A 22,968-nucleotide genomic window follows, 5' to 3' on the forward strand; every position below is an offset into this window, starting at 1 on the left:
CCGACGCCCCGCCTTCCGCCGGCTGGGAAGCCGCTCCAAAGCCCGGCCCCTCTCCCACCAAAGAGGAGGGGAGGCGTGCTCGACGGGTGACGAAAGGGTTGGTGGTCGCCCTCGCGGTCGAGCTCGCCCTCGCGACCCTGAACGCGGCCTTTCCGCCGGACATGACCCGGGCCAAGCATTCCTCGCCCGTCACCCTGGATCGGCGCGGCGCCTGGCTGCGCGCCCTGCCGGTCGAGGACGGACGGTGGCGGATCCGCGCCGATCTGGACCGCACCGACCCGACCTTTCAAAAGCGCCTGATCCGCACCGAGGACGCCCGGTTCTACTGGCACCTGGGCGTCGATCCGCTCTCGCTGGTCCGCGCCATCGGCTCGGCCGTCGTCCACGGCCGGGCGACGTCCGGGGCCTCGACCCTGACGATGCAGACCGCCCGTCTGCTGGAGCCGCGCCCGCGCACCCTGGGTTCCAAGCTGATCGAGATGGTCCGCGCCGCGCAGCTGGAATCGCGGCTCTCCAAGCGCGAGATCCTGGCGCTCTACCTGACCCTGGCGCCCTATGGCGGCAATCTGGAGGGGGCGCGGGCGGCCAGTCTCGGCTATTTCGGCCACGAGCCGTCCAGCCTGACCGACGGCGAGCAGGCGCTGCTGATCGCCCTGCCCCAGGCGCCGGAGGCGCGCCGCCCCGACCGCCATCCACAGGCCGCCGAGGCCGCGCGGGGCGTCGTGCTGGGCAAGATGGTCCGCGCCGGAACGATCACCCAGGCGGCGGCCTACGAAGCGCGCAACGAGCCCCTGCCCAGGCGGACGCCATTTCCCACCCTGGCTTGGCATGTGGCGGGAGAACTGGCCCGCGCCGCCCCGACCGGCCAGGCCAGCGTGGTCTCGACCCTCGACGCCGACCTGCAGGCGCGGCTGGAGCCAATGGCCGCCGCTGTCGCGGCCGCCCAGGGACCGGACGCCACCGCCGCCATCCTGGTGGTCGAGATCAAGACCCGCGCCGTCCGCGCCGCCGTCGGCTCGGCGGGCCGCGACCGGCCCGGCGGCTGGGTCGACATGACCCGCGCCCTGCGCTCGCCCGGCTCGGCCCTGAAGCCCTTCATCTACGCCATGGCCATGGACGACGGCCTGGTCGCGCCGGACACCCAGCTGCAGGACAACGCCACGCGCTTCGCCGACTACCAGCCCGAGAACTTCGACCGCGTGTTCCACGACAAGGTCACGGTGCGGGAGGCCCTGGCCCATTCGCTGAACGTGCCCGCCGTGGCCACCCTCGAGAAGCTGGGCCCCGAGGCCTTCGCCGGCCGGATCGAGGCCGCCGGCGCGCATCTGGCCCGGCCCAAGGCGCAGCTGAAGCAAGCGGGCCTGGCCCTGGCCCTCGGCGGCGAGGGGATCACCTGGCGCGATCTCGTTATGCTGTACGCGGCGCTGGGCGACGACGGGATCGCCAAGCCGCTGGCCTGGACCGAAGACGAGGCAAGGACGCGCGAGCATTCCGGTGGGACCCGCCTGGTGCGGCCGGAGGCGGCGCGGCAGGTGCTGGACATCCTGCGCGAGGCCCCGGCCCCGCGCGGCCGCGCGCCGTCGGCCCTGACGCGGGGCGGTCCGTCGATGGCCTTCAAGACCGGCACTTCCTACGGCTTTCGCGACGCGGTGGCGGCCGGCGTGGTCGGTGGTTACGCGATCCTGGTCTGGACCGGCCGCGCCGACGGCGGCGCGCGGGGCGGGCTGACCGGGCGGGACGCGGCGCTGCCGCTGTTGTTCGACGTCGCCGACGCGATCGGCGCGCCGACCTCGGCCCCGCGCCCGATCGCGCCCAAGTCCGCGCCGCTGGCGCTGCAAAAGCTGCAAGCGGCCGACGCCGGCCCGCGCCTGATCTTCCCGCCGGACGGCGCCTCGGTGCAGGTCGATCGGCTCGGCCCCAAGGCGCGCGGCCTTGTCTTGGCCGCCGAGGGCGAGGGCCTGACCTGGTACGTGGAGGGGAGGCCGTTGGACCCCGATCCGGTCAGCGGCCGCGCGATCTGGAGGCCCGCCGCGCCGGGCTTCTACAAGCTCGCCGTGGTCGACGCCCAGGGCCGGCGCGTGCAGGCCCGGGTGCGGATCAAGGCGGAGTAGTCGCCTACGCCGCCTTCACGGCGCTGGCGATCGACTTGACGACCTTCTTGACCAGCGCCGGATCGTCGCCCTCGGCCATGATGCGGATCAGCGGTTCGGTGCCCGAGGCGCGCACGACGATGCGGCCCGCGCCGTTCAGCGACTTCTCGCCGTCGGCGATGGCGTCCTTGACGCTCTTGGCCTCCAGCGGCTTGCCCCCGGCGAAGCGGACGTTTTCCAAGAGCTGCGGCACCGGCTCGAACTGACGGCCGAGCCCGCTCATCGGCTTGCCGGTCTCGATCAGCACGGCCAGCACCTGCAAGGCGGCGATCAGGCCATCGCCCGTGGTCGACAGGTCCGACAGGATCAGGTGGCCCGACTGCTCGCCGCCGACATTGAAGCCGCCCTCGCGCATGCGCTGCATCACATAGCGATCGCCCACCGCGGTGCGTTCGAGCTTCAGGCCAAGGCCGTTCAGATATCGCTCGAGGCCGAGGTTCGACATCACGGTGGCGACGACCCCGCCGCCCTTCAGGGTCCCGGCCCGATGCGCCGCGCCGGCGATGATGGCCATGATCTGATCGCCGTCGACGACCACGCCCTTCTCGTCGCAGATCACCAGCCGGTCGGCGTCGCCGTCCAGGGCGATGCCGATGTCGGCCCGGTACTCGCGGACCATCTTGGCCATGGCCTCGGGATGGGTCGAGCCGCATTCCTCGTTGATGTTGGTCCCGTCGGGATTGTCGCCCAGGGCGATCACCTCGGCCCCCAGTTCGTAGAGGGCGGTGGGCGCGACCTTGTAGGCGGCGCCATTGGCGCAATCGATGACGACGCGCAGGCCCGACAGGTTCAGGTGACGCGGGAAGGTCGCCTTGACGATCTCGACATAGCGGGCCTGGGCGTCGTCGATCCGCTTGACTCGGCCGAGGTCGCGCGGCGCGGCGAGGCCTTCTTGCAGGCCCTCGTCCATGAAGGCCTCGATCTTCAGCTCCTGCTCGTCCGACAGCTTGTAGCCGTCGGGACCGAACAGCTTGATGCCGTTGTCGGCGAAACTGTTGTGCGAGGCCGAGATCATCACCCCGAGATCGGCGCGCATCGAGCGGGTCATCATCGCCACCGCCGGCGTCGGGAGGGGGCCAAAGAGGCGCACGTCCATGCCGACGCTGGTGAAGCCGGCCACCAGGGCGGGCTCGATCATGTAGCCCGACAGTCGCGTGTCCTTGCCGATCACCACCAGGTGACGGCGGTCGTCCTGCGAGCGGAACAGCTTGCCGGCCGCCAGGCCGACGCGCAGGGCCACCTCGGCCGTCATCGGATGCTTGTTGGCCTGGCCGCGAATGCCGTCGGTGCCGAAATAGGCGCGCTTGCTCATGGTCGTCTTCTTGTCTTGCTCAGGCCTTGGCGGGACCGCGAAACGATCCGAAATGCAGATTTATGCGAAGCGGACTTTAGCCAGTGCTAAAGGCGCCTCACACAAAGTCGCGCGCCGATAGGCATAATCCCGTCGCCGCGTTCTACAAGGGATCATGGCCCATGTGCGGCATTATCGGCATCGTCGGCAACCAGCCCGTCGCTGAGCGTCTGATCGAGAGCCTCAAGCGCCTGGAGTACCGGGGCTACGATTCCGCCGGCGTCGCGGGCTTCGTCGGCGGCCGGGTCGAGCGACGCCGGGCCCAGGGCAAGATCAAGGCGCTGGAGGCGGTGCTGGAGGCGGAGCCCCTGGCGGCGACCACCGGCATCGGCCACACCCGCTGGGCCACGCACGGCGCGCCGAACGTCAAGAACGCCCACCCGCACACCGGCGGCCGCGTCACCCTGGTGCACAACGGCATCATCGAGAACTTCGCCGAGCTCAAGGCCGAGCTGATCGCCGCCGGCCGCGTCTTCCAGAGCGACACGGACACCGAGGTGATCGCGCACCTGATCGACGCCGAGCTGGCCACGGGCCTGGCCCCGCTGGACGCGTTCAAGGCGACGCTCGATCGCCTGACCGGGGCCTACGCCCTGGCGGTGCTGATCGAGGGCGAGGAAGACCTGATCCTCGGCGCCCGGCGCGGCAGTCCGCTGGTGGTCGGCGAGGGCCAGGGCGAGATGTTCCTGGGCTCGGACGCCCTGGCCGTCGGTCCGTTCACCAATCGCGTCGTCTATCTGGACGAGGGCGATTACGTGGCGCTCGGTCACGACGGCTATCGGATTTTCGACACCTCGGGCGCGCGGGTCGAGCGGGCCGTGCGGGTCGTGCCGACCTCGTCGGTGATGCTGGAGAAGGGCAACTACCGGCACTTCATGGAAAAGGAGATCCATGATCAGCCGGAAGGCTGCCAGCGGACGATCGCGGCCTATGTCGATACGCTGAACGCCACGGCGGCCGTGCCGGGCGACGTCGATTTCGCGGCGCTGGAGCGGATTCAGATCGTCGCCTGCGGCACCTCGTACATCGCCGGCGTCGTCGGCAAGTACTTGATCGAGCAGCTGGCCGACTTGCCGGTCGATGTCGAGATCGCCTCGGAGTTCCGCTATCGCACGCCGGCCCTGCGGCCCGGTTCGCTGGTGATCGCCATGTCGCAGTCGGGCGAGACCGCCGACACCCTGGCCGCCCTGCGCTACTGCAAGGCCAAGGGCATGAAGAGCGCGGTGGTGGTCAACGCCCAGGAATCGACCATGGCCCGCGAGGTCGACGTGGTCTGGCCGATTCATTGCGGCGCCGAGATCGGCGTGGCCTCGACCAAGGCCTTCACCGCCCAGGTCAGCGTGATGATCGCGCTGGCCATCGCCGCCGCCAAGGCGCGGGGCAGGATCGACGACGCCGAGGAGCAGCGCCTGGTCAAGGTGCTCTTGGAGGCGCCGCGCCTGATCGCCGAGGCGATCGGTCTGGAAGACGCCATCAAGGACATCGCCGCCGACGTCGCCAAGGCCCGCGACGTGCTCTATCTGGGCCGCGGCCCGATGTCGGCCCTGGCCCTGGAAGGCGCGCTGAAGCTGAAGGAGATCAGCTACATCCACGCCGAGGGCTACGCCGCCGGCGAGCTGAAGCATGGTCCGATCGCCCTGGTGGACGACCAGACGCCGATCGTGATCCTGGCGCCCTACGACGCCTGGTTCGAGAAGTCGGCCTCGAATATGAGCGAGGTGATGGCGCGCGGCGGTCAGGTGATCTTTGTCACCGACACCGAGGGCGTGAAGCACGCGCCGGAAGGGGCCAAGGTGGTGGTCACGGCGCCGGCCAGCGACCCGCTGGTCTCTACCCTGGTGATGTCGGCTCCGATCCAGCTCCTGGCCTATCACGTGGCCGTGGTGAAGGGCGCCGACGTCGACCAGCCGCGCAACCTGGCCAAGTCGGTGACCGTGGAGTAGGGGACGGAAGATCCTCCCCCTGAAGGGGGAGGATTTTATGCGTTCAGCGCCGAATTCCGCACCGAATACCCGAAATAGATCGCGCAAGCCCCCGCGACCCAGATCGCGAACAGGGCCCAGGTGTCGGCGGGAAGCTTCCAGATCAGATAGCCGCAGAACGCCACGCTCAACGCCGGCAGCACCGGAAAGAGCGGAACCTTGTAGCCGCGCGGCAGGTCCGGCTGGGTCCGCCGCAGGATGATCACGCCCAACGAGACGATGGCGAAGGCGATCAGGGTGCCCATGCTGGTCAGGTTCATAAGCACATCCAGCGGCGCGAAAGCCGCCAACGCGGCGATGAAGGCCGCGACGATATAGGTGTTGAGGTCCGGGCTCCGGGTCTTCGGATGCAGGCGCTGGAACAGCTTGGGCAGCAACCCATCGCGGCTCATGGCGTAGAGAATCCGCGTCTGGCCGTACATGACCACCAGGGTGATCGAGGAGATCGAGACAATCGCCCCGACGCAAAGCACCAGCGACGTCCAGGCCTGTCCGGTCAGGTTGCGGAGGATCACCGCCAGCCCCGCCTCCTGGCCCGCGAAGGCGGTCCAGGGCTGGGCCCCGACGGCGGCCAGGGCCACCAGGATATAGACGGCGGTGACGATCAGCAGGGACAGGACGATGCCTAGCGGCAGGGTCTTGCGCGGGTCCTTCACCTCTTCCCCGGCCGTCGAGACCGCGTCGATGCCGATGTACGAGAAGAAGATCGACCCGGCCGCCGTACCGACGCCCGCCAAGCCCATGGGCATGAACGGCGTGAGGTTGCCGGCATGGAAGCCGCTGAACGCCACGACGACGAAGAAGGCCAGGATCAGCAGCTTCAGCACCACCAGGACGGCGTTGACCGTGGTCGATTCCTTCACCCCCCGCAGCAGCAGCACCATGCAGGCCCCGACCAGCGCCACGGCCGGCAGGTTGAACACCCCGCCCGCGCCCGGCGGCTTGGCGATGGCGTCCGGCAGCTTCCAGCCGACCAGGTCGACCAGCATCTCGTTCAGGTACTGGCCCCAGCCCACGGCGATGGCCGAGGCCGAGACGGCGTATTCCAGGAGCAGGCAGGCTCCGACGATGAAGGCGACGAACTCGCCCAGGGTGGCGTAGGCGTACGAATAGGACGAGCCCGAGACGGGGATGGTCGAGGCCAGCTCGGCGTAGCACAGCGCGGTCAGGGCGGCCGTGATCCCGGCCAGCACGAACGCGAGGATGACCGCCGGACCGGCGGCGGGTACGGCCGTGGTCAGGGCCACGAAGATGCCGGTGCCGATCGTCGCGCCCACCCCCAGCATGGTCAGCTGGAACAGGCCGATGGTGCGCGGCAGGCTTTCGGGCGTGTGTTCGCCCTCGACTTGCCCGACGGGCTTGCGGCGCAGAAGGTCGGCGGCGCGGAACGGGGCCATGGCGGCTCCTTGCAGATCAAGGCGGCGCTATAGCCTCATCGGCTCGAGCTTGTCATCCCGGCCGCGGCGAAGCGGAGCGCCGGCGCGGTCTGGTTCAGCCCGCCGACTTCAGCAGATAGTCGCGCGTCAGCGGAACCCCATCGCGTTTCTTGGCCAGCTGAATCTGGAAGACCATGTGGCCGCCGTGCCGGAAGCCCAGCTCCGCGCCCGCCAGATAGAACTCCCACATGCGCCGGAACCTGGCGTCGAACAGGGTCGGGATGTCGGGGTCGGCCAGAAACCGCTCGCGCCAGATCCGGCAGGTCTCGGCATAGTGCAGACGCAGGATCTCGATGTCGGTGATCCACAGGCCCGCCTGCTCGATCGCCGCGACGATCTCCGAGAGGCCGGGAATGTAGCCGCCCGGGAAGATGTACTTCTGGGTGAAGGCGTTGGTGGCGCCGGGTCCGTGCATCTTGCCGATCGCATGGACAAGGGCGACGCCGTCGTCGGTCAGCAGGCGGTTGAGGGTCTCGAAATAGGTCCGGAAGTTCGGCGCGCCGACATGCTCCAGCATGCCGACCGAGACGATGCGGTCGAAGGGCTCGTTCAGGTCGCGATAGTCGGTCAGGCGAAAATCAATCTTGTCGGCGAGTCCGGCCCTCTCGGCCCGTTCCTTGGCCAGGCTCAGCTGCTCGGTCGACAGGGTCACGCCGGTCATCCGCGCCCCGAAGTCCCTGGCCAGGGTCATGGAGAGGCCGCCCCAGCCCGAGCCTATGTCCAGGGTCTTCATGCCGGGCCGGATCAGCAGCTTGCGGCCGATCAGCGCCTTCTTGGCGGCCTGGGCTTCCTCCAGCGTCATGTCCGGACGCTCGAAATAGGCGCAGCTGTACTGCATGTCGGCGTCGAGGAACCGCCGGTAGAGGTCGTTCGACAGGTCGTAGTGGTGGGCCACGTTGCGGCGCGCGGCGACGCGGCCGTTGACCTGCTGGATGCGCCGCTTCAGCGTCTTGCGGAACCGGGACAGGGCCGAACCGCGCGTGGGCTTGCGGCCGCCGCTCTCGCCGACGATGTTCAGGAGGTCGGCGACCGTCCCGCGTTCGAAGACGATGTCGCCCTCCATATAGCCTTCGCCGAGGCCAAGGCTGGGATTGGCCAGCCGACGAAGGCCGCGGCCGTTGATCCGGATCACCACCCGCGGCCCGGAGCCGTCGCCCGCCTTGATCACGCGACCGCCGGGCAGATGCGCCGTCAGATCGCCGGTCTTGATCATTTTGCTCAGCAGGGCTTCGATCATGCCTGGAACTTAAGGCCGAAGCCGCCGGGAACAACCGGCCGAGGGGAGAAGGATGCCGATCGTCTGGATATGGAGCGGCCGATGATCTCGAAATTGACGGTCGCGCGCGCGAAGACGGACGAGGCGCCGATCATCGCCAATCTGATGCAGTTCTATCTCCACGACTTCTCGGCCTTCTGGTTCGATCGCGCCGTCGAGGGCGAGCTGGGGGCGGACGGGCGCTTTTCGGACTATCCGGGTCTTGAAACGTACTGGACCGATCCCACCCGCGAGCCCTGGCTGTTCCGGATCGGCGACCGGCCCGTCGGCTTCGCCCTGGTCAACGACATCGCCCATTCGCGCACGCCGGTCGACCGCGCGGTGGCCGAGTTCTTCGTGGCGCGAAAGCACCGTCGGCGCGGCGTGGGCCTGGCCGCGGCCCATGCCTTGTTCGGCTCGGCCTGGGGCGTGTGGGAGGCGGCGGTCGTGCGCCGAAACACCGCCGCCCTGGCCTTCTGGCGCGCGGCGGCGGCGAGCTATCCGGGCGTGCGCGACATCGTCGAGACGGACCACGCCGACGCGCTGTGGGACGGGCCGGTGCTGACGTTTCGGTTGGGCTAGCACGCTCTAAACGCTTGAATTCGCGCCTGTCTGTTTCGAATAATTCCATTCGAAAAAGGCAGGTTCTAGCGTTTGCGCAGCTCGGGACAGGCGTCGGGCTCGGCCGTCCAGCTGAGACCGGCCACCTTCCAGGCGCCATCGGCCTTGGCCAGGGTGAAGATGTCGACGCCGCAGTGCAGCGTCTTGCCGTCGCGGGTGATCTCGTACGGCGCCGTCACGGTGGCCAGCGGGCCGCGACGCACGACCGTCGGCGACCACATCCACTCCCGCAGACCCGGCTTGATCCCCTTGCCGAAGCTGTCCTCGAAGGCGAAGCGCCGGACCTCGACCGATCCGTCAGGCTTGGGCGACAGCGCCATCATCGCGATATTGGGCAGGGAGGCGGCGCGCAGGGCGGCCGGATCGGCGGCTTGCAGCCCGTCGAAAAAGGCCTGGGCGGCGGCGAGGACGGCTTTCTCCTCGGGATCGGCGGGAGCCTGGACGGCGACCAGGGCGGCGGCGAACAACAGCGGTGACAACGGCATGAACGGCTCCTCCGGCGGGGCTTACAGCGCCAGCATGCCCCAGCAGATCCCCGCCTGTCCGCCCCAATAGAGGCCCCAGACGGCCAGGGAGGTCAGGCGCGGCGAGCCTAGCAGCTTGGCGCCCTTGAAGAGCTCGAAGGACAGGATGGCGTCGGAGGCCATGAAGCCCAGGGCGCCGGCGGTGGTCGGCCAGGCGCGGGCCGGCAGCAGCAGGCTGGCGAGGACCATGCCGACGATGGCCAGGACATAGACGGCCACCGGGATCTTCAGCTTGCCCAGCGCGCCCCAGAGCGCTCGCAGCATCAGGGCGGCGGTCGCGCCGACCCCGGCCGCGGCGGGCCAGAACCAGGTCGGCGGCGCGCCGGACCGCTCCAGAAACAGCGGGATGTAGACCAGATGGCCGACCAGGAAGGCGCCCAGGCCAAACGGCAGCCAGCGCTTGGGATCGCCGGCCAGAAAGGCGTCGCCCAGGGCGCAGAAGGCCAGGGCCACGGCCAGCAACTCCGACCCCCCATCCAGATAGGCCAGCGCCGACAGCGCCGCGACCGACCCGGTCTTGACCAGGGTCCGCGCGAAGCCGACCGGCCGCGCGACGAAGATCAGGCCATAGGCGAGCGCGCTTCCCGCCGCGACCGCCCATAGCGCCGTCTCAGGCGTCATCGGACAGTCTGGTCAGGAAGGCCTGGGCCGCCTCCCTGTGGCGGGGCTTGACCGTCTTGCCCAGGATGGCGACCACCGCCGCGATCACCGCCGCGTCGTCGGTGAAGCCGATCACCGGCAGGATGTCGGGAATGGCGTCGGTGGGCAGCACGAAATAGGCGAGCGCCGCCAGGATCATGCCCTTGGCCGCCGTCGGGGTTTCGGGATCGCGGGCCGCCCACCAGACCGACAGGGCGTCGGCGGCGAACGGAACCTTGGCGGCGACCTGGCGGATCTTTGGCAGGAAGCCGCGTCGCACCCGCTCCTCGTTGACTCGCACGGTCCGCGGAACCAGGGCCTTGGCGGGATCCAGCACGTCGTTGACGTTTACGTCGGGGGACGGTTTGGCGTCGGCGCTCATCGGGATAAACCTCGCTTCCAACCGATCCTAAACGCGAACCCATCTAACGCGAAACCCAGGGGAAACGCTCATGAAACTCGACAATACCGTCGCCGCCGTCGTCACCGGGGGCGCTTCGGGCCTCGGCGAGGCCACCGCCCGCGCCCTGGCCGCCCAGGGCGTCAAGGTCGCCATCTTCGACATGAACGAAGCGCGCGGCGAACAGGTCGCGGCCGAGATCGGCGGCGTCTTCTGCAAGGTCAATGTGACCAGCGACGCCGACGTCGACGCCGGCTTCGAGAAGGCCCGCGCCGCCCACGGCCAGGAGCGGATCCTGGTCAACTGCGCCGGCACCGGCAACGCCGCCAAGACCGCCAGCCGCGACAAGCAGACCGGCGAGACCAAGCACTTCCCGCTCGACGCCTTCGACCGCATCATCCAGATCAACCTGGTCGGCACCTTCCGCTGCATCGCCAAGTCGGCCAAGGGCATGCTGGACCTCGAGCCGCTGGAGGACGGCGAGCGCGGCGCGATCGTCAACACCGCCAGCGTCGCGGCCGAGGATGGTCAGATGGGCCAGGCGGCCTATTCGGCGTCGAAGGGCGGCGTGGTCGGCATGACCCTGCCGATCGCCCGCGACCTGATGGGCGAGGGCATCCGCGTCAACACCATTCTGCCGGGCATCTTCAACACCCCGCTGATGAACGGCGCGCCCGAGGCGGTGAAGGCGGGCCTGGCGGCCTCGGTGCCGTTCCCCAAGCGCCTGGGCAACCCCGAGGAATACGCCCAGCTGGCCCTGACGATGATCACCTGCGGCTACTTCAACGGCGAGGACGTGCGCCTGGACGGCGGCATCCGCATGGCGCCGCGGTAGTAAAAAGCCCTCCCCCTTGATGGGGGAGGGTTGGGTGGGGGTGGCAGGACCTCGCAAACGGAACCGCCGCGACACCCCCATCCCCGACCCTTCCCCCATCAAGGGGGAAGGGGGCCATGGCGACGACCTACTTCTGTTCCGGCCGCACGATCGAGCTGGCGAGGTTGGCCATGATCTCGCGGGCGTCGTAGGCGCGCGGATCGCCCTCGGGCTTGCGGCCCTTGTGCATTACGATTTCCGCGCCGGCCTCGAACTTCTCGACGGTGCGGATCTGGGCGCGGTCGGCGAAGAAGGGGTCGCCCCAGAACGGGTCCCAGGTGCGCCAGCCATAGCCGCCGCCGTAGTAGCGCCACGACGGACGCCAGTAACCGTAGGGATAGCCCCAGCCGAAGGCGGGGCGAGCGAACGGATCGGGTTCGACATAGGTGCGCTGGGTCTTGTCGGTGCGGTGGTCCGCGGTCTCGAACCAGTCATAGCCCTGCTGGGTCGTCAGCTCGGCCGACCGATAGAGCAGGTAGCGCTCGACGGTCTCGCGCGAGGTCAGGGTGTTGCCCGCGAAGCTGACGCGGAAACGATTTTCTTCCAGCCTCTGTTCGGAGAAGCCGCCGGTGACGCCGCCGGACGTGACGCGCGGCTGGTAAGGCGTCGGGGTGGCGCAGGCGGAAAGACCGGCGGCGATCACCAGGGCGGCGGCCACGGCGGCCTTCTTCATGGACATGACGTGCTCCCTCAAGCGGAGTCCTTGGCGTTTAGACCACAACTCTGGCCGGGCTTTGTGGTTTCGCCAAGGCGCCGTTTGATACAGGCTCGTAACCTAGCCGCGCGAGACGATCAGCCCGGCCGCGGCGATCAGCAGCACGCCGACCAGCAGCGCGAACGCCCGGCGAAAGCCCGGCTCGTTCATCCGGGCCGAGAGGGCCGCCCCGCTGAGGCCGTAGCTGGACATGCTGATCAGGTCCATGCCGATGGTGGCGCAGGCGAACATGACCAGCTGTGGGGCCAGCGGTCGCTCGACGTCCAGGAACGGCGGCAGGACGGCCGAGAAGAACAGTAGGATCTTCGGATTGGCGATCTGAACCGTGAAGCCGTCCAGAAACGCCGACCGGCTCGTCCGCACCGCCGCCGAGGCTTGGCTTTCGGCGTTTCGGATCGCGCTCCACAGCGACTTCAGGCCCAGCCAGACGAGATAGGCGGCGCCGGCCAGGGCCAGGACATGAAAGGCCTTGGGAAAGGCGACGATCAGCGCGCCCAGGCCCAGGGCCGAGCACGCGAACCAGACGAGCGTGGCGCTGTTCATGCCCAGAACGCCCAGCAGCGCCGCGCCCTTCCCGCGCGCCATGCCGGTGGCGATGGCGAACAGGTTGGCCGGTCCCGGCGTGAGGGCCATGACGAACATGGCGACCAGGAAGGCGCCGTAGCGGGCGGGATCGACGGGCAGGTGGTCCATGACGCGGGTATAGGCCCCGCGTCGTGAGCGTCCAAGCTAGGCGCCGATGACCACGAGCACCCAGATCGCCCGACCCAGCGCGCCGAACAGCAGCACCGCCGTGGCCAGGGCCTGGATGATGAAGCCGACCTCGCGCTTCTTCGGGTCGGCGGCGTAGCCCAGGGCGTAGACGATCCGGCCGAGCATCCAGACGACGCCGAGGCCGGCGGCCACCAGGTCGTTCCAATAGACGGCGAACAGCCACAGCGACGGCAGATAGATCACCAGCCACTCGACGGTGTTGGCCTGGATCCGCAGGTGGCGCTCGAGTTCCGGGTGCCCCGTCATCGCCGGCGCGTCGATCCCGGTCCGACGGCGCGCCCCGCCGATGCGGAAGATCATCCAGACATAGACCAGCAGGGACAGCAGGGTGACGATCGCCACCAGGGCGTGGGACTGATGCATTGGTGTTCTTTTCCTCCCGGCGGCTTTTCGGGCCGCTCCGCGATGATCCTAGCCGTATTCGTCCGGAGTTTGCACGCGCGCGCGTTCGGCCTAGACCTAGAGGCGCGGGAACCCGGCGGGCGCTTCGTTCGCTCCCTTAGCCGACGATCCTCATTCGCGGAGGCTTGAGGCCATGCGTGTGGACTCCACGGCGATCGCCGAAATCGACTACACCCCCGAACACGGCAAGCTGTTCGTGACGTTCCAGGACGGCGATGAGTACGTCTATGTCGGCGTCCCCGAGCGGGTGAGCCAGGCCTTCCTGCGCGCGCCGTCGAAGGGGCGGTTCTTCCAACGGATGATCCGGGATCGGTATCCGTATAATCGGGTGTGAATACGGGTAAGCTCTACCATTGCGCGCATTGTGGTTGGTGTTAAGCTGGTAGGGTGGACGCCGACCAACCGCTCACCGCTGACGCCTTTCTCCGGATGGTCGAGAGCAAGCGCGCTGTTGCGCTCTCCATGGTGGACAATCGGCTGGCTTGTCGCGAGGCGTGGATGGCGGCCGGTTTTGCTGTCGAGTTCGCTTTAAAGGCTCTTATCATCAGGCGGGAGCGCCTGAACTCCTGGCCTTCGAAAGAGAGTAGGCCGGAACTCTACACCCACAACCTACGGGGCCTGTTTGAAGCCGCCGGGATCGACTTGCATGCTGCGCCAAAGTCGCTCAGGGGCGCCATTCGTACGGTCTTGGACTGGAACCGAGCACACGAGTATAGTTCTGGCAGGATGAGCCGAGCGAACGCGCGGAGTATGGTTGCTGCAGCCCTTGATCCAGAAGGAGTGGTGGCTTGGCTAGGCACGCTTTGATCGAGATGGAGCGGAAGCTCAAGGCCGGCCGCGAATACGCGGCCGCTTTGAAGAAGCTTGGCTTTGTTCCAGATGCGCTCGTCTGGGCCAGTCCTGGCGGTGAGGCAAAGCCTGTTAACCCCGACCATCAGTTGGAACTTCTAATCGTGTCTAGCTGGGTTGATAACGTTGGACCGAAGGCGATCTACGATCTGCTCTTCGAGGCTTACGAGTTCAGTGCGACGCCCCAGGAGGTTGATCCCTTCATCGTGAGCCTATTCAGCCCCGAGACTCAGGTCGCAAAAGATTTGTGGGGTGCGATTCACACGTTACGCACCGAGCCGCTAGGCGACGATGCGCGGCCGATGTTCGTGCTGGGAATGCTGGACTACGCGACAATACCGGACTGGATCATCTCGTACCGCACTTCGAAGTCCAATCACTTCGCGGACTTGCGACGATTCCATGCGTTTCAAAACAACGTAGCTAAGCTTGCTGCCTAGTGGCGTGCGCCGCCGGAAAAACCGGCGGCGCAGCTAACCCGGCCTAGCCGCGCTTGTCGCGCTTGGCCAGAACCCGCAGGCGCAGGGCGTTCAGCTTGATGAAGCCGCCGGCGTCGCGGTGGTCGTAGGCGACCTTGCCTTCCTCGAAGGTGACCAGGTCCTGGTCGTACAGCGAGTTCGGGCTCTCTCGGCCGATGACGGTGACATTGCCCTTGTAGAGCTTGACCCGCACCCGGCCGGCGACCTTCTGCTGGCTGTAGTCGATGGCGGCCTGCAGCATCTCGCGCTCGGGCGAGAACCAGAAGCCGTTATAGACGAGCGAAGCGTACTTCGGCATCAGCTCGTCCTTCAGGTGCATGGCGCCGCGGTCCAGCGTGATGCTCTCGATACCGCGGTGGGCGGCCAAGAGGATCGTGCCGCCGGGGGTCTCGTAGACGCCGCGCGACTTCATGCCGACGAAGCGGTTCTCGACCAGGTCCAGACGGCCGACGCCGTTGTCGCGGCCCAGTTCGTTCAGCTTGGTCAGCAGGGTCGCCGGGCTCATCGCCACGCCGTCGATGGCGACCGGGTCGCCCTTTTCGAAGTCGATGGTGATGATGGTCGGCTTGTCCGGCGCGTCCTCCGGCGCGATCGTGCGCATGTGGACGAACTCGGGAGCCTCGACCGCCGGGTCCTCCAGGACCTTACCTTCCGACGAGCTGTGGAGCAGGTTGGCGTCGACGCTGAACGGCGCCTCGCCGCGCTTGTCCTTGGTGATCTGGATCTGGTGCTTCTCGGCGAAGTCCAGCAGGGCCTCGCGGGACTTGAAGTCCCACTCGCGCCAGGGGGCGATCACGGTGATGTCGGGCTCGAGGCCGTAATAGCCGAGCTCGAAGCGGACCTGGTCGTTGCCCTTGCCGGTCGCGCCGTGGCTGACGGCGTCGGCGCCGGTCTTGCGGGCGATCTCGATCTGCTTCTTGGCGATCAGCGGCCGGGCGATCGAGGTGCCCAGCAGGTACTGGCCCTCATAGACCGTGTTGGCGCGGAACATCGGGAAGACGTAGTCGCGCACGAACTCCTCGCGGACGTCCTCGATGAAGATGTTTTCGGGCTTCACGCCGGCCGCCAGGGCCTTGGCGCGGGCCGGCTCGATCTCCTCGCCCTGGCCGAGGTCCGCCGTGAAGGTCACGACCTCGGCGTTGTGCTCGGTCTGCAGCCACTTGAGGATGATCGAGGTGTCGAGGCCGCCCGAATAGGCGAGCACGACCTTCTTCACGGGCTTGTCGGCCATGAGCGGGTCCCTTCCGGAGAGAAACACAAAGTCGCGCGCCTTCAACGGGATCAGGACGCGCGGGTCAAGCTCTAATGAGCCCGGCTAGAGCGTGACGCCGAAAGTGGGAACCGGTTTCGGCGCGAGTCACGCTCTAAGTATTTGATTTAGAGCCTCGTTATCGCCTCAAAACGATTCCGTTTTGACGCGCGAGGCTCTAGAGTTGACCCTCGTCCTGCAGCGTCTTGATGACGAAACGCAGGTGGAACAGCTGGGAGAGACCAAGGCTGGCGGCGAGGGTCGTGCGGACCAGGAACACGATCAGGGCCCGGGTCGGGTCGGCGGTGAAGGTCGCCTGGGTCAGGGTGAAGGACAGCAGCAGCGCGATCGCGATCAGGGGAATGGCCAGCAGGCCCAGCGGCTTGGGCGCGCGCCAGGCGGGCTTGCCGTCGGCGCCCCAGAGCATCGGGATCGAAACGCCCCGGGGAATCCGCTTCCACGCGCCCTGGGCGGTGGCGGCGATGATGGCCAGGGCGGCGATCGACAGGCCGTCGCCCAGAACGCGCAGGGTGGTTTCCATCGCCTAGACCGTCACCTGAGCGCCGAGCTCCACCACGCGGCCGGGCGGGATCTTGAAGAAGTCGGTCGGATTGGCGGCGTTCTTCATCAGATAGATGAACAGCCGGTCCTGCCACAGCGGCATGCCGCTATTGGCCGACGGCACGATCGACCGCCTTCCAAGGAAGAAGCTGGTGGCCATGATGTCGAACTTCAGGCCCTGCTTGCGGCACACGGCCAGGGCCTTGGGGATGTTGGGGCTTTCCATGAAGCCGTAGTTGACGATGACCTTCTTGAAGTCGTCGTTGACCTTCTCGATCTTGACCCGGTCCTCCTCGGCCACGCGCGGCGTCTCGGCGGTGCGGACGGTCAGGATCACGTTGCGCTCGTGCAGCACCTTGTTGTGCTTGAGATTGTGCATCAGCGCGACCGGGGTCATGTCCGGATCGGAGGTCAGGAAGATCGCCGTGCCGGGCGCGCGGTGCGGGGCGCGGGCGCGCAGGATCTCCATCAGGTCGACCAGGGGCACGCTGTCGCGGCGGGTCTTGGCGGTGAGGATGCCCGCCCCGCGCGTCCAGGTGGCCATGATCAGCACCAGCACCGCGCCGAACACCAGCGGCAGCCAGGCGCCGTCCGGGATCTTCAGCATGTTCGAGGCGATGAACACCGAATCCAACGCCACCAGCGGGATCAGCAGCAGGCCGGTCTGCCACAGCGGCCACTTCCAGATGCGGCGAAGGACGACATAGGCCAGCAGTGTGTCGACGAACATGGCGCCGGTCACGGCGATGCCGTAGGCGCTGGCCAGCTTGTGCGAGCTCCGGAACGCGAACAGCAGCACCAGCACGCCGATCAGCAGGAACTGGTTGACGGCCGGCACGAAGATCTGGCCGGCCTGGGTCTCGGAGGTGCGCTTGATCTCGATGCGCGGCAGCAGGCCCAGCTGAACCGCCTGCTGGGTCATCGAGAAGGCGCCGGTGATCACCGCCTGGCTGGCGATGACGGTGGCGATGGTGGCCATGATCAGCACGGGCCAATAGGCGAAGCCGGGCACCATCTCCCAGAACGGATTGTGCCGCGCGGCCGGGTGGTGCAGCACGAGGGCTCCCTGGCCCAGATAGTTCAAGGCCAGGCACGGGAAGACCAGGCACAGCCAAGAGACCTGGATCGGCCGCTTTCCGAAGTGTCCCATGTCGGCGTAGAGCGCCTCGGCTCCGGTGACGACGAGGAAGACGCTGCCCAGGATCACGAAGCCCAGGAAGCCGTTCTCGAGCAGAAAGCGCAGGCCATACCAGGGATTGATGGCTCGGAAGATCGACGGGTCGTCGGCCAGGTGGAACGCCCCCAGCGCGCCCAGGATCACGAACCAGATCGCGGTGATCGGCCCGAAGAAGGCGGCCATCCGGTGGGTGCCCTTGGCCTGGACCAGGAACAGGGCGATCAGGATGCCGGCCGAGATCGGCAGCACATAGGGCGAGAGGGCGTGGCCGACGCCGGGCGCGTCCTTCAGGCCCTCGACCGCCGACAGCACCGAGATGGCCGGCGTGATGATGCCGTCGCCATAGAAGAGAGCCGCCCCGACCACGCCCAGGAAGAACACCACCGCCGAGCGCTTGCGGCCGACGCCGCCCAGCGCCTTCTGGGCCAGGGCCATCAGCGCCAACGTGCCGCCTTCGCCCTTGTTGTCGGCGCGCATGAAGAAGATGACGTACTTGATCGTCACGAACAGGGTCATGGTCCACAGGACCAGAGACACGACGCCCAGCACCGCGTGCTCGGTCGCCGTCGTGCTGCGCGAATGGGCCAGGGCCTCGCGCAGGGCGTAGAGCGGGCTGGTGCCGATGTCGCCGAACACCACGCCGATCGAGCCCAGCGCCAGGGCCAGGAAGCCATGGCCCTTGACCTCGTCACGGCCCTGGTGACCGTGCGGCGCGCCGCCGTCCTGCGCGGGAATATCGGAGACCCCCGTGACGTGATCGCGGTCGGCGGCGCCTGCGGGGTTGGAAGCGCTCGGGGCTTCGGAAGCCATTCAATCCCTCCGGGAGGCCTCGATGAACGCTGGCGGCCGACCCTTATCGCGATCAGGCGGGGCGCGATACACCCAAACCGTCGCGCCGACAACACCACCCCACGCGCCCTGGATGTCGCATGACGACGATATTTGCTTCGGGTGGGAAACGATTTTCAGTTGAACGCGCGGCGGGCCACCTTACGTTCCCGGATAAGATGTCTGACAGCCAGAAATTTCCCGTCGCGGCCCACGCCCTGGCCTATCTGGCGCACAAGGCGGCGTTTTCCGCCGACCGCGCCGTGGCCAGCGCGGAACTGGCGGCGTCCGTGCCGACCAACCCGGTGGTGGTGCGTCGCGTGACGGCGATGCTCGGCAAGGCGGGGCTGATCGGCGCCCGCGCCGGCGCCAATGGCGGCGCCTGGCTTTTGAAGCCCCCCGAGACCATCACGCTCGACGTCGTGCTCAAGGCCGTCAATGGCTGCGCGCATCTCGGCGTGGCGCCCAAGGGGGTCAAGGGCTGCCCGGTCGGCGAAAAGATCCCCGAGGCGGTCAGCGCCGCCATCGTCGCCGCCGACCGCGCCGCCCACGAGCGCCTGGCCCGGATCACCGTCGCCGACCTGCTGAACGGCGCCCACGGGGCGGCCGCCTGAGGCCTTGAAGGTCGGCTAAAGCCATCCCGTAGAAAAATTGCACCAAAATCTGTTGCGGATCCCCTGGCGAAGCTCTGTCGCGTCATTAGGTAATCGCTACCGTTTCAGTTTCGAAAACGAGGGATCACCATGACCACCGTCGCCATCGCCTATCACTCGGGCTACGGCCACACCGAGGTTCTCGCCCAGAAGGTCGCCGAGGGCGTCCGGGACGCCGGCCAGACGCCGGTCCTGCTGAAGATCGAGAACGCGACCCAGGACTTCGGCCCGTTCATCGAGGAAATCACCAAGGCCGACGCCGTGATCTTCGGCGCGCCGACCTATATGGGCGACGTCTCGGGCGTGTTCAAAGTGTTCGCGGACGCCACCTCGGCGGCGTTCTTCACCGGCGCCTGGAAGGACAAGCTGGCCGCCGGCTTCACCAACTCGCACAGCTTCGCCGGCGACAAGGCCCATGCCCTGGCCAGCTTGACCATCCTGGCCGCCCAGCACGGCATGAACTGGATCAATCTCGGCATCGCGCCGCCGCACGTGACGGCGGCCGAGCGCGGCCCCGATACGCTGAACCGCGTCGGCTCGTTCGTCGGCCTCGCCGCGCAGTCCGACAACGCCTCGCCCGAGATCACGCCGCCGGCCGGCGACCGGGAGACCGCCCGCCTGCTGGGCGAGCGCGTGGCCAAGGCCGCCGTCCGCTGGACCGCCGGCGCCAGCGCCGCCGCGCTCGACCAGGCGGCCTGACGACCTTCCCAAGGCCGCGGCCCGTCTCCCTCCCCGCCGCGGCCCGGAAGGGGCGCGCTCCCACGCTCCGGGCGCGCCCCTTCCGCCCTTTCCCGACAAGGACGCCGGAGGGCTGCTTGAACCCGGTCGCGGGCCGTGCTGGTCTTCGGGGACGTTTCGTCTTCGACTGGATCACCTCGACATGGCCCGCCGCCTCGCCCTCATCACCGGCGCCTCCGCCGGCATCGGGGCCGCTTTCGCCCGCATTCACGCCAGCCACGGCTATGACGTGGCCTTGACCGCGCGTCGGGCCGACCGGCTCGAGGGGCTGGCCGCCGAGATCCGCCTGCGCTCCGGCGTCGAAGCCTACGCCATCCCCGCCGACCTCGCCGAGCCCGGCGGGGTCGACGCGGTGCTATCCGCGCTCGCCGAGCAGGGGCGGGTGGTCGACGCCCTGGTCAACAACGCCGGCTATGGCCTGCCCGGGACCTATGCGACGACCAGCTGGACCGATCAGGCGAGCTTCCTGCAGGTGATGCTGACCAGCGTCTGCGAGATGACCCACAAGGCGCTGCCGGGCATGGTCGAGCGGCGGTTCGGGCGGATCGTCAACGTGGCTTCGCTGGCGGGACTGGTTCCGGGCGCGGCCGGCCACACGCTCTACGCGGCCACCAAGGGCTTCCTGGTCAAGTTCTCCCAGAGCCTGCACCTGGAGAACCTGCAGACCGGCGTCCACGTCAGCGCCCTCTGCCCCGGCTTCACCTATTCGGAATTCCACGACGTCAACGGCACCCGCGCCCAGGTCAGCCAGGGCGTGCCGGAGTGGATGTGGCTGGGCGCCGACGAGGTCGCGGCCGCCGGCTATGAGGCCGCCGAGGCCAACCGCCCGATCTGCGTGCCGGGCGCGCCGAACAAGGCGCTAGCCGCGATCGCCAAGGTCGTGCCCGACGACTGGGCCCTGGCCCTGATGGCCAGCCAGGGGAGCCGGTTCCGGAAGGTTTAGCCTCTTCTCGTGTCATCCCGGATCGGCCTTCGGCCGTCCGGGATGACGCCGGTTTTGCAGGTCGACGGCTAGGGGCTGGGCCCGCGACCGGGCGTCCCTTTGGAAAACCGGCCCCGGCCTGCTATATGTCCGCCTCGACCCCGAACATCCGGACATCCCCTTGAGCGTCACCCTCGACCTGTCGCGCGTCTCGTCCGAGACGGCGCCTTCCGCCCCCGTCGCCAAGCCCCTGATCAACCTGTCGGGCCTGACGCGCCCGCAGCTGGTCGCGGCCCTGGTCGAGAGCGGGGTGGTCGAGCACGGCAAGGCCAAGATGCGCGCCACCCAGATCTTCCGCTGGATGCACCATCGCGGCGTGACGGACTTCGCCGCGATGAGCGACGTGGCCAAGGAGACCCGCGCGCGCCTGGCCGAGACCTTCACCCTCGCCCGCCCCGAGATCGTCGAGCGCCAGGTCAGCCAGGACGGCACCCGCAAGTGGCTGATCCGCATGGCCCCGGGGATCGAGGTCGAAAGCGTCTTCATCCCCGGCGTCGGCCGGGCCGGGGCGCTGTGCGTCTCCAGTCAGGTGGGCTGCACCCTGAACTGCAGCTTCTGCCACACCGGCACCCAGCCGCTGGTCCGCAACCTGACCACGGCCGAGATCGTCGCCCAGGTGCAGGTGGCCAAGGACGATCTGGCCGAATGGCCCTCGGACAAGGAGGACCGCCAGCTCTCGAACATCGTGTTCATGGGCATGGGCGAGCCGCTCTACAATCTGGGCCAGGTGGCCGACGCCATCGAGATCATCAGCGACAACGAGGGCATCGGCATCTCGCGGCGGCGGATCACGGTCTCGACCTCGGGCGTCGTGCCGATGCTGGAAAAGCTGGGCTCGACCACCCAGGCCATGCTGGCGATCAGCCTGCACGCCACCAACGACGCCCTGCGCGACGTCCTGGTGCCGCTGAACAAGAAATACCCGATCGCCGAGCTGATGACCGGCATCCGCGCCTATCCGGGCCTGTCCAACGCCCGCCGCGTGACCTTCGAATACGTGATGCTGAAGGGCGTCAACGACAGCCCCGACGAGGCCCGCGCGCTGGTCAAGCTGATCAAGGGCATTCCCGCCAAGATCAACCTGATCCCGTTCAACCCCTGGCCGGGCAGCGACTACCAGTGCTCGGACTGGGCGACGATCGAGGCCTTCGCCGCGATCCTCAACAAGGCCGGCTACTCCTCGCCGATCCGCACCCCGCGCGGGCGGGACATCCTGGCCGCCTGCGGCCAGCTGAAGAGCGAGAGCGAGAAGGTCCGCGCCTCGGCGCTGCGCAAGCTGTCGCTGGCGGCGATGGCGGGCGTGCTGTCCGAGGATGACGAGGACGAGGCGGATTAGGGTCCGCTCCTTTCCCGATTTTCCCCGCGAAAGCGGGGACCCAAGCGGCGTTTCCGGGTGCGGCCAAGCCTGGGTTCAATCTCCAGACTCGGCTTGGGTCCCCGCTTTCGCGGGGATGGGTGGCGTTTGGGGCGTCTCCACCGCCTTCTTCAACCGGCTCAGCATTCCCGCCGCATAGGCCGCGTACGGCCCGATCCAGCGTTCGTGGATCGCGTGCACCGGCAGGGCGTCGAGGTGGTTCCATCGTTCGCGCCCGCGTCGCTCGGCGACCACGAGGCCGGCCTCTTCCAGGACGCCTAGGTGCTGCATCACCGTGCAGCGATCGAGCGCCGGGATCAGGCCGCACAGCATCCCCGTCGTGCGCGGCTCGGCCTTCAGCAGATCCAAAATTTGGCGGCGGACCCGGTGTCCCAGCGCCTTGAAGATCAGGTCGGCTTCGTCTTCGCTTGACATGTTATAAGATTATAACACATGGTCGCGCCGATCAAGGATGGAGGTGATCCATGTCGCACGAATTCACCGTCAGCGGGCGCATCGCCAAGCCCGTGGCCGAGGTCTTCGAGGCCGTCGCCGACCCAAAGAAGCTGTCCGGCTACTTCACCACCGGCGGCGCGCAAGGGCGGCTGGAGACCGGCGCTGTCGTCACCTGGGACTTCCATGACTTCCCCGGCGCCTTCCCCGTCGAGGTGGTCGAGGTCGTGAAGGACGAGAAGATCGTCCTGCGCTGGGGCGCGTCAGAGAAGGGCGCGACCTACAAGACCACCGTCACCATGACCTTCACCGACACGGGCGACGGCCGCACCCTGGTCAAGATCCATGAGGCCGGCTGGAGCGACACCCCCGCGGGCGAGAAGGCTGCCTTCGGCAATTGCGAGGGCTGGACCGGCATGCTGTGCGCCCTGAAGGTCTTCGTCGAGCACGGCCTCAATCTGCGCGAGGGCTTCTACAAATAGGCGAAAGTCGCCGGAGACGGGCGCCCCCTACGCAAGGCTC

The 22,968-nt window shown here is 68.1% G+C and carries 24 protein-coding genes; 11 read left to right on the forward strand and 13 right to left on the reverse strand.

Going from position 1 to position 22,968, the window contains the following annotated elements:
* The first annotated feature begins 86 nt into the window (after positions 1 to 86).
* The gene (gene pbpC, locus Q0V34_RS02660; RefSeq protein WP_297507281.1) at positions 87 to 2,111 is read left to right on the forward strand and encodes a penicillin-binding protein 1C; all 2,025 of its coding nucleotides are present in this window, start codon (positions 87 to 89) and stop codon (positions 2,109 to 2,111) included.
* Positions 2,112 to 2,115: 4 nt separating this feature from the next.
* Here pbpC and glmM read toward each other — a convergent pair whose 3' ends face one another.
* Entirely contained in the window at positions 2,116 to 3,462 is a 1,347-nt protein-coding gene (gene glmM / locus Q0V34_RS02665) for a phosphoglucosamine mutase (RefSeq protein ID WP_297507284.1), read from the reverse strand.
* Between the two features lie 161 nt (positions 3,463 to 3,623).
* Here glmM and glmS point away from each other — a divergent pair, with 161 nt between their 5' ends.
* Complete coding sequence (gene glmS / locus Q0V34_RS02670; protein WP_297507287.1) at positions 3,624 to 5,444, forward strand: glutamine--fructose-6-phosphate transaminase (isomerizing); 1,821 nt, start codon at positions 3,624 to 3,626, stop codon at positions 5,442 to 5,444.
* 35 nt (positions 5,445 to 5,479) lie between these two features.
* Here glmS and Q0V34_RS02675 read toward each other — a convergent pair whose 3' ends face one another.
* Positions 5,480 to 6,880: an amino acid permease gene (locus tag Q0V34_RS02675; RefSeq protein ID WP_297507290.1), complete on the reverse strand. Its 1,401-nt coding sequence runs from the start codon at positions 6,878 to 6,880 to the stop codon at positions 5,480 to 5,482.
* A 94-nt stretch (positions 6,881 to 6,974) separates the two neighbouring features.
* Positions 6,975 to 8,156, reverse strand: coding sequence for a cyclopropane-fatty-acyl-phospholipid synthase family protein (locus Q0V34_RS02680; RefSeq protein WP_297507293.1), 1,182 nt, complete (start codon positions 8,154 to 8,156; stop codon positions 6,975 to 6,977).
* An 81-nt stretch (positions 8,157 to 8,237) separates the two neighbouring features.
* Here Q0V34_RS02680 and Q0V34_RS02685 point away from each other — a divergent pair, with 81 nt between their 5' ends.
* Positions 8,238 to 8,756 (forward strand): GNAT family N-acetyltransferase, encoded by a 519-nt coding sequence (locus Q0V34_RS02685; protein WP_297507296.1) that lies wholly within the window; start codon positions 8,238 to 8,240, stop codon positions 8,754 to 8,756.
* A gap of 65 nt (positions 8,757 to 8,821) precedes the next feature.
* Here the strand turns inward: Q0V34_RS02685 and Q0V34_RS02690 are convergent, their stop codons facing one another.
* The 3 genes from Q0V34_RS02690 to Q0V34_RS02700 are packed head-to-tail and all read right to left on the reverse strand — an operon-like array spanning position 8,822 to position 10,340.
* The gene (locus tag Q0V34_RS02690; RefSeq protein ID WP_297507299.1) at positions 8,822 to 9,280 is read right to left on the reverse strand and encodes a hypothetical protein; all 459 of its coding nucleotides are present in this window, start codon (positions 9,278 to 9,280) and stop codon (positions 8,822 to 8,824) included.
* Positions 9,281 to 9,301: 21 nt separating this feature from the next.
* Complete coding sequence (locus tag Q0V34_RS02695) at positions 9,302 to 9,940, reverse strand: lysoplasmalogenase (RefSeq protein ID WP_297507302.1); 639 nt, start codon at positions 9,938 to 9,940, stop codon at positions 9,302 to 9,304.
* Positions 9,930 to 10,340, reverse strand: a complete 411-nt coding sequence (locus tag Q0V34_RS02700; RefSeq protein ID WP_297507305.1) for a YkvA family protein — start codon at positions 10,338 to 10,340, stop codon at positions 9,930 to 9,932. The genes Q0V34_RS02695 and Q0V34_RS02700 overlap by 11 nt, the downstream gene beginning before the upstream one ends.
* A 70-nt stretch (positions 10,341 to 10,410) precedes the next feature.
* Here Q0V34_RS02700 and Q0V34_RS02705 point away from each other — a divergent pair, with 70 nt between their 5' ends.
* On the forward strand, positions 10,411 to 11,193 hold the full coding sequence (locus Q0V34_RS02705; RefSeq protein WP_297507308.1) for an SDR family NAD(P)-dependent oxidoreductase: 783 nt from the start codon (positions 10,411 to 10,413) through the stop codon (positions 11,191 to 11,193).
* Between the two features lie 127 nt (positions 11,194 to 11,320).
* Here the strand turns inward: Q0V34_RS02705 and Q0V34_RS02710 are convergent, their stop codons facing one another.
* The 3 genes from Q0V34_RS02710 to Q0V34_RS02720 all read right to left on the reverse strand — a co-directional run bounded on the left by Q0V34_RS02710 (position 11,321) and on the right by Q0V34_RS02720 (position 13,084).
* On the reverse strand, positions 11,321 to 11,911 hold the full coding sequence (locus Q0V34_RS02710) for a hypothetical protein (RefSeq protein WP_297507312.1): 591 nt from the start codon (positions 11,909 to 11,911) through the stop codon (positions 11,321 to 11,323).
* A gap of 96 nt (positions 11,912 to 12,007) precedes the next feature.
* Positions 12,008 to 12,640: a LysE family translocator gene (locus tag Q0V34_RS02715; RefSeq protein WP_297507315.1), complete on the reverse strand. Its 633-nt coding sequence runs from the start codon at positions 12,638 to 12,640 to the stop codon at positions 12,008 to 12,010.
* A gap of 36 nt (positions 12,641 to 12,676) precedes the next feature.
* On the reverse strand, positions 12,677 to 13,084 hold the full coding sequence (locus tag Q0V34_RS02720) for an MAPEG family protein (RefSeq protein ID WP_297507318.1): 408 nt from the start codon (positions 13,082 to 13,084) through the stop codon (positions 12,677 to 12,679).
* A 172-nt stretch (positions 13,085 to 13,256) separates the two neighbouring features.
* Between Q0V34_RS02720 and Q0V34_RS02725 the strand changes: the two genes are divergently transcribed.
* A complete protein-coding gene (locus Q0V34_RS02725) occupies positions 13,257 to 13,457 on the forward strand; it encodes a KTSC domain-containing protein (protein ID WP_297507321.1) in 201 nt (66 codons plus the stop codon).
* Positions 13,458 to 13,911: 454 nt separating this feature from the next.
* On the forward strand, positions 13,912 to 14,412 hold the full coding sequence (locus Q0V34_RS02730; RefSeq protein ID WP_297507324.1) for a hypothetical protein: 501 nt from the start codon (positions 13,912 to 13,914) through the stop codon (positions 14,410 to 14,412).
* Between the two features lie 43 nt (positions 14,413 to 14,455).
* Here the strand turns inward: Q0V34_RS02730 and Q0V34_RS02735 are convergent, their stop codons facing one another.
* The 3 genes from Q0V34_RS02735 to Q0V34_RS02745 all read right to left on the reverse strand — a co-directional run bounded on the left by Q0V34_RS02735 (position 14,456) and on the right by Q0V34_RS02745 (position 18,248).
* Positions 14,456 to 15,682, reverse strand: coding sequence for an argininosuccinate synthase (locus Q0V34_RS02735; protein ID WP_297507327.1), 1,227 nt, complete (start codon positions 15,680 to 15,682; stop codon positions 14,456 to 14,458).
* A gap of 196 nt (positions 15,683 to 15,878) precedes the next feature.
* Entirely contained in the window at positions 15,879 to 16,241 is a 363-nt protein-coding gene (locus Q0V34_RS02740) for a hypothetical protein (protein WP_297507330.1), read from the reverse strand.
* Between the two features lie 3 nt (positions 16,242 to 16,244).
* Entirely contained in the window at positions 16,245 to 18,248 is a 2,004-nt protein-coding gene (locus Q0V34_RS02745; RefSeq protein WP_297507332.1) for a potassium transporter Kup, read from the reverse strand.
* Between the two features lie 197 nt (positions 18,249 to 18,445).
* On the opposite strand from Q0V34_RS02745, the gene Q0V34_RS02750 reads away from it, so the two are divergent.
* The 4 genes from Q0V34_RS02750 to rlmN all read left to right on the forward strand — a co-directional run bounded on the left by Q0V34_RS02750 (position 18,446) and on the right by rlmN (position 21,975).
* Positions 18,446 to 18,880 carry an Rrf2 family transcriptional regulator gene (locus Q0V34_RS02750; protein WP_297507335.1) on the forward strand — a complete coding sequence of 145 codons (435 nt, stop codon included), beginning with the start codon at positions 18,446 to 18,448 and terminating at the stop codon, positions 18,878 to 18,880.
* Positions 18,881 to 19,009: 129 nt separating this feature from the next.
* Positions 19,010 to 19,618, forward strand: a complete 609-nt coding sequence (locus Q0V34_RS02755; protein WP_297507338.1) for a flavodoxin family protein — start codon at positions 19,010 to 19,012, stop codon at positions 19,616 to 19,618.
* A gap of 181 nt (positions 19,619 to 19,799) precedes the next feature.
* Positions 19,800 to 20,600, forward strand: a complete 801-nt coding sequence (locus Q0V34_RS02760) for an SDR family oxidoreductase (RefSeq protein ID WP_297507341.1) — start codon at positions 19,800 to 19,802, stop codon at positions 20,598 to 20,600.
* A gap of 160 nt (positions 20,601 to 20,760) precedes the next feature.
* The gene (rlmN, locus tag Q0V34_RS02765) at positions 20,761 to 21,975 is read left to right on the forward strand and encodes a 23S rRNA (adenine(2503)-C(2))-methyltransferase RlmN (protein ID WP_297507344.1); all 1,215 of its coding nucleotides are present in this window, start codon (positions 20,761 to 20,763) and stop codon (positions 21,973 to 21,975) included.
* 75 nt (positions 21,976 to 22,050) lie between these two features.
* Here rlmN and Q0V34_RS02770 read toward each other — a convergent pair whose 3' ends face one another.
* The gene (locus Q0V34_RS02770; protein WP_297507348.1) at positions 22,051 to 22,428 is read right to left on the reverse strand and encodes a helix-turn-helix transcriptional regulator; all 378 of its coding nucleotides are present in this window, start codon (positions 22,426 to 22,428) and stop codon (positions 22,051 to 22,053) included.
* 50 nt (positions 22,429 to 22,478) lie between these two features.
* Here Q0V34_RS02770 and Q0V34_RS02775 point away from each other — a divergent pair, with 50 nt between their 5' ends.
* Positions 22,479 to 22,928 (forward strand): SRPBCC domain-containing protein, encoded by a 450-nt coding sequence (locus Q0V34_RS02775; RefSeq protein ID WP_297507350.1) that lies wholly within the window; start codon positions 22,479 to 22,481, stop codon positions 22,926 to 22,928.
* Positions 22,929 to 22,968: the final 40 nt, after the last annotated feature.

It is taken from the genome of uncultured Caulobacter sp. (assembly GCF_947036865.1).
Classification (GTDB): Bacteria; Pseudomonadota; Alphaproteobacteria; order Caulobacterales; family Caulobacteraceae; genus Caulobacter.

Bases quoted from the DNA above. Each gene is read 5' to 3' on its own strand.
- Q0V34_RS02715 (WP_297507315.1), bottom strand. From the start codon at position 12,640: ATGGACCACCTGCCCGTCGATCCCGCCCGCTACGGCGCCTTCCTGGTC.
- Q0V34_RS02710 (WP_297507312.1), bottom strand. From the start codon at position 11,911: ATGTCCATGAAGAAGGCCGCCGTGGCCGCCGCCCTGGTGATCGCCGCC.
- glmS (WP_297507287.1), top strand. From the start codon at position 3,624: ATGTGCGGCATTATCGGCATCGTCGGCAACCAGCCCGTCGCTGAGCGT.
- Q0V34_RS02725 (WP_297507321.1), top strand. From the start codon at position 13,257: ATGCGTGTGGACTCCACGGCGATCGCCGAAATCGACTACACCCCCGAA.
- Q0V34_RS02735 (WP_297507327.1), bottom strand. From the start codon at position 15,682: ATGGCCGACAAGCCCGTGAAGAAGGTCGTGCTCGCCTATTCGGGCGGC.
- Q0V34_RS02750 (WP_297507335.1), top strand. From the start codon at position 18,446: ATGTCTGACAGCCAGAAATTTCCCGTCGCGGCCCACGCCCTGGCCTAT.
- Q0V34_RS02745 (WP_297507332.1), bottom strand. From the start codon at position 18,248: ATGGCTTCCGAAGCCCCGAGCGCTTCCAACCCCGCAGGCGCCGCCGAC.
- Q0V34_RS02720 (WP_297507318.1), bottom strand. From the start codon at position 13,084: ATGCATCAGTCCCACGCCCTGGTGGCGATCGTCACCCTGCTGTCCCTG.
- Q0V34_RS02770 (WP_297507348.1), bottom strand. From the start codon at position 22,428: ATGTCAAGCGAAGACGAAGCCGACCTGATCTTCAAGGCGCTGGGACAC.
- Q0V34_RS02685 (WP_297507296.1), top strand. From the start codon at position 8,238: ATGATCTCGAAATTGACGGTCGCGCGCGCGAAGACGGACGAGGCGCCG.
- Q0V34_RS02695 (WP_297507302.1), bottom strand. From the start codon at position 9,940: ATGACGCCTGAGACGGCGCTATGGGCGGTCGCGGCGGGAAGCGCGCTC.
- Q0V34_RS02760 (WP_297507341.1), top strand. From the start codon at position 19,800: ATGGCCCGCCGCCTCGCCCTCATCACCGGCGCCTCCGCCGGCATCGGG.
- Q0V34_RS02675 (WP_297507290.1), bottom strand. From the start codon at position 6,880: ATGGCCCCGTTCCGCGCCGCCGACCTTCTGCGCCGCAAGCCCGTCGGG.
- Q0V34_RS02680 (WP_297507293.1), bottom strand. From the start codon at position 8,156: ATGATCGAAGCCCTGCTGAGCAAAATGATCAAGACCGGCGATCTGACG.
- Q0V34_RS02705 (WP_297507308.1), top strand. From the start codon at position 10,411: ATGAAACTCGACAATACCGTCGCCGCCGTCGTCACCGGGGGCGCTTCG.
- glmM (WP_297507284.1), bottom strand. From the start codon at position 3,462: ATGAGCAAGCGCGCCTATTTCGGCACCGACGGCATTCGCGGCCAGGCC.
- Q0V34_RS02700 (WP_297507305.1), bottom strand. From the start codon at position 10,340: ATGAGCGCCGACGCCAAACCGTCCCCCGACGTAAACGTCAACGACGTG.
- Q0V34_RS02740 (WP_297507330.1), bottom strand. From the start codon at position 16,241: ATGGAAACCACCCTGCGCGTTCTGGGCGACGGCCTGTCGATCGCCGCC.
- Q0V34_RS02775 (WP_297507350.1), top strand. From the start codon at position 22,479: ATGTCGCACGAATTCACCGTCAGCGGGCGCATCGCCAAGCCCGTGGCC.
- Q0V34_RS02690 (WP_297507299.1), bottom strand. From the start codon at position 9,280: ATGCCGTTGTCACCGCTGTTGTTCGCCGCCGCCCTGGTCGCCGTCCAG.
- Q0V34_RS02755 (WP_297507338.1), top strand. From the start codon at position 19,010: ATGACCACCGTCGCCATCGCCTATCACTCGGGCTACGGCCACACCGAG.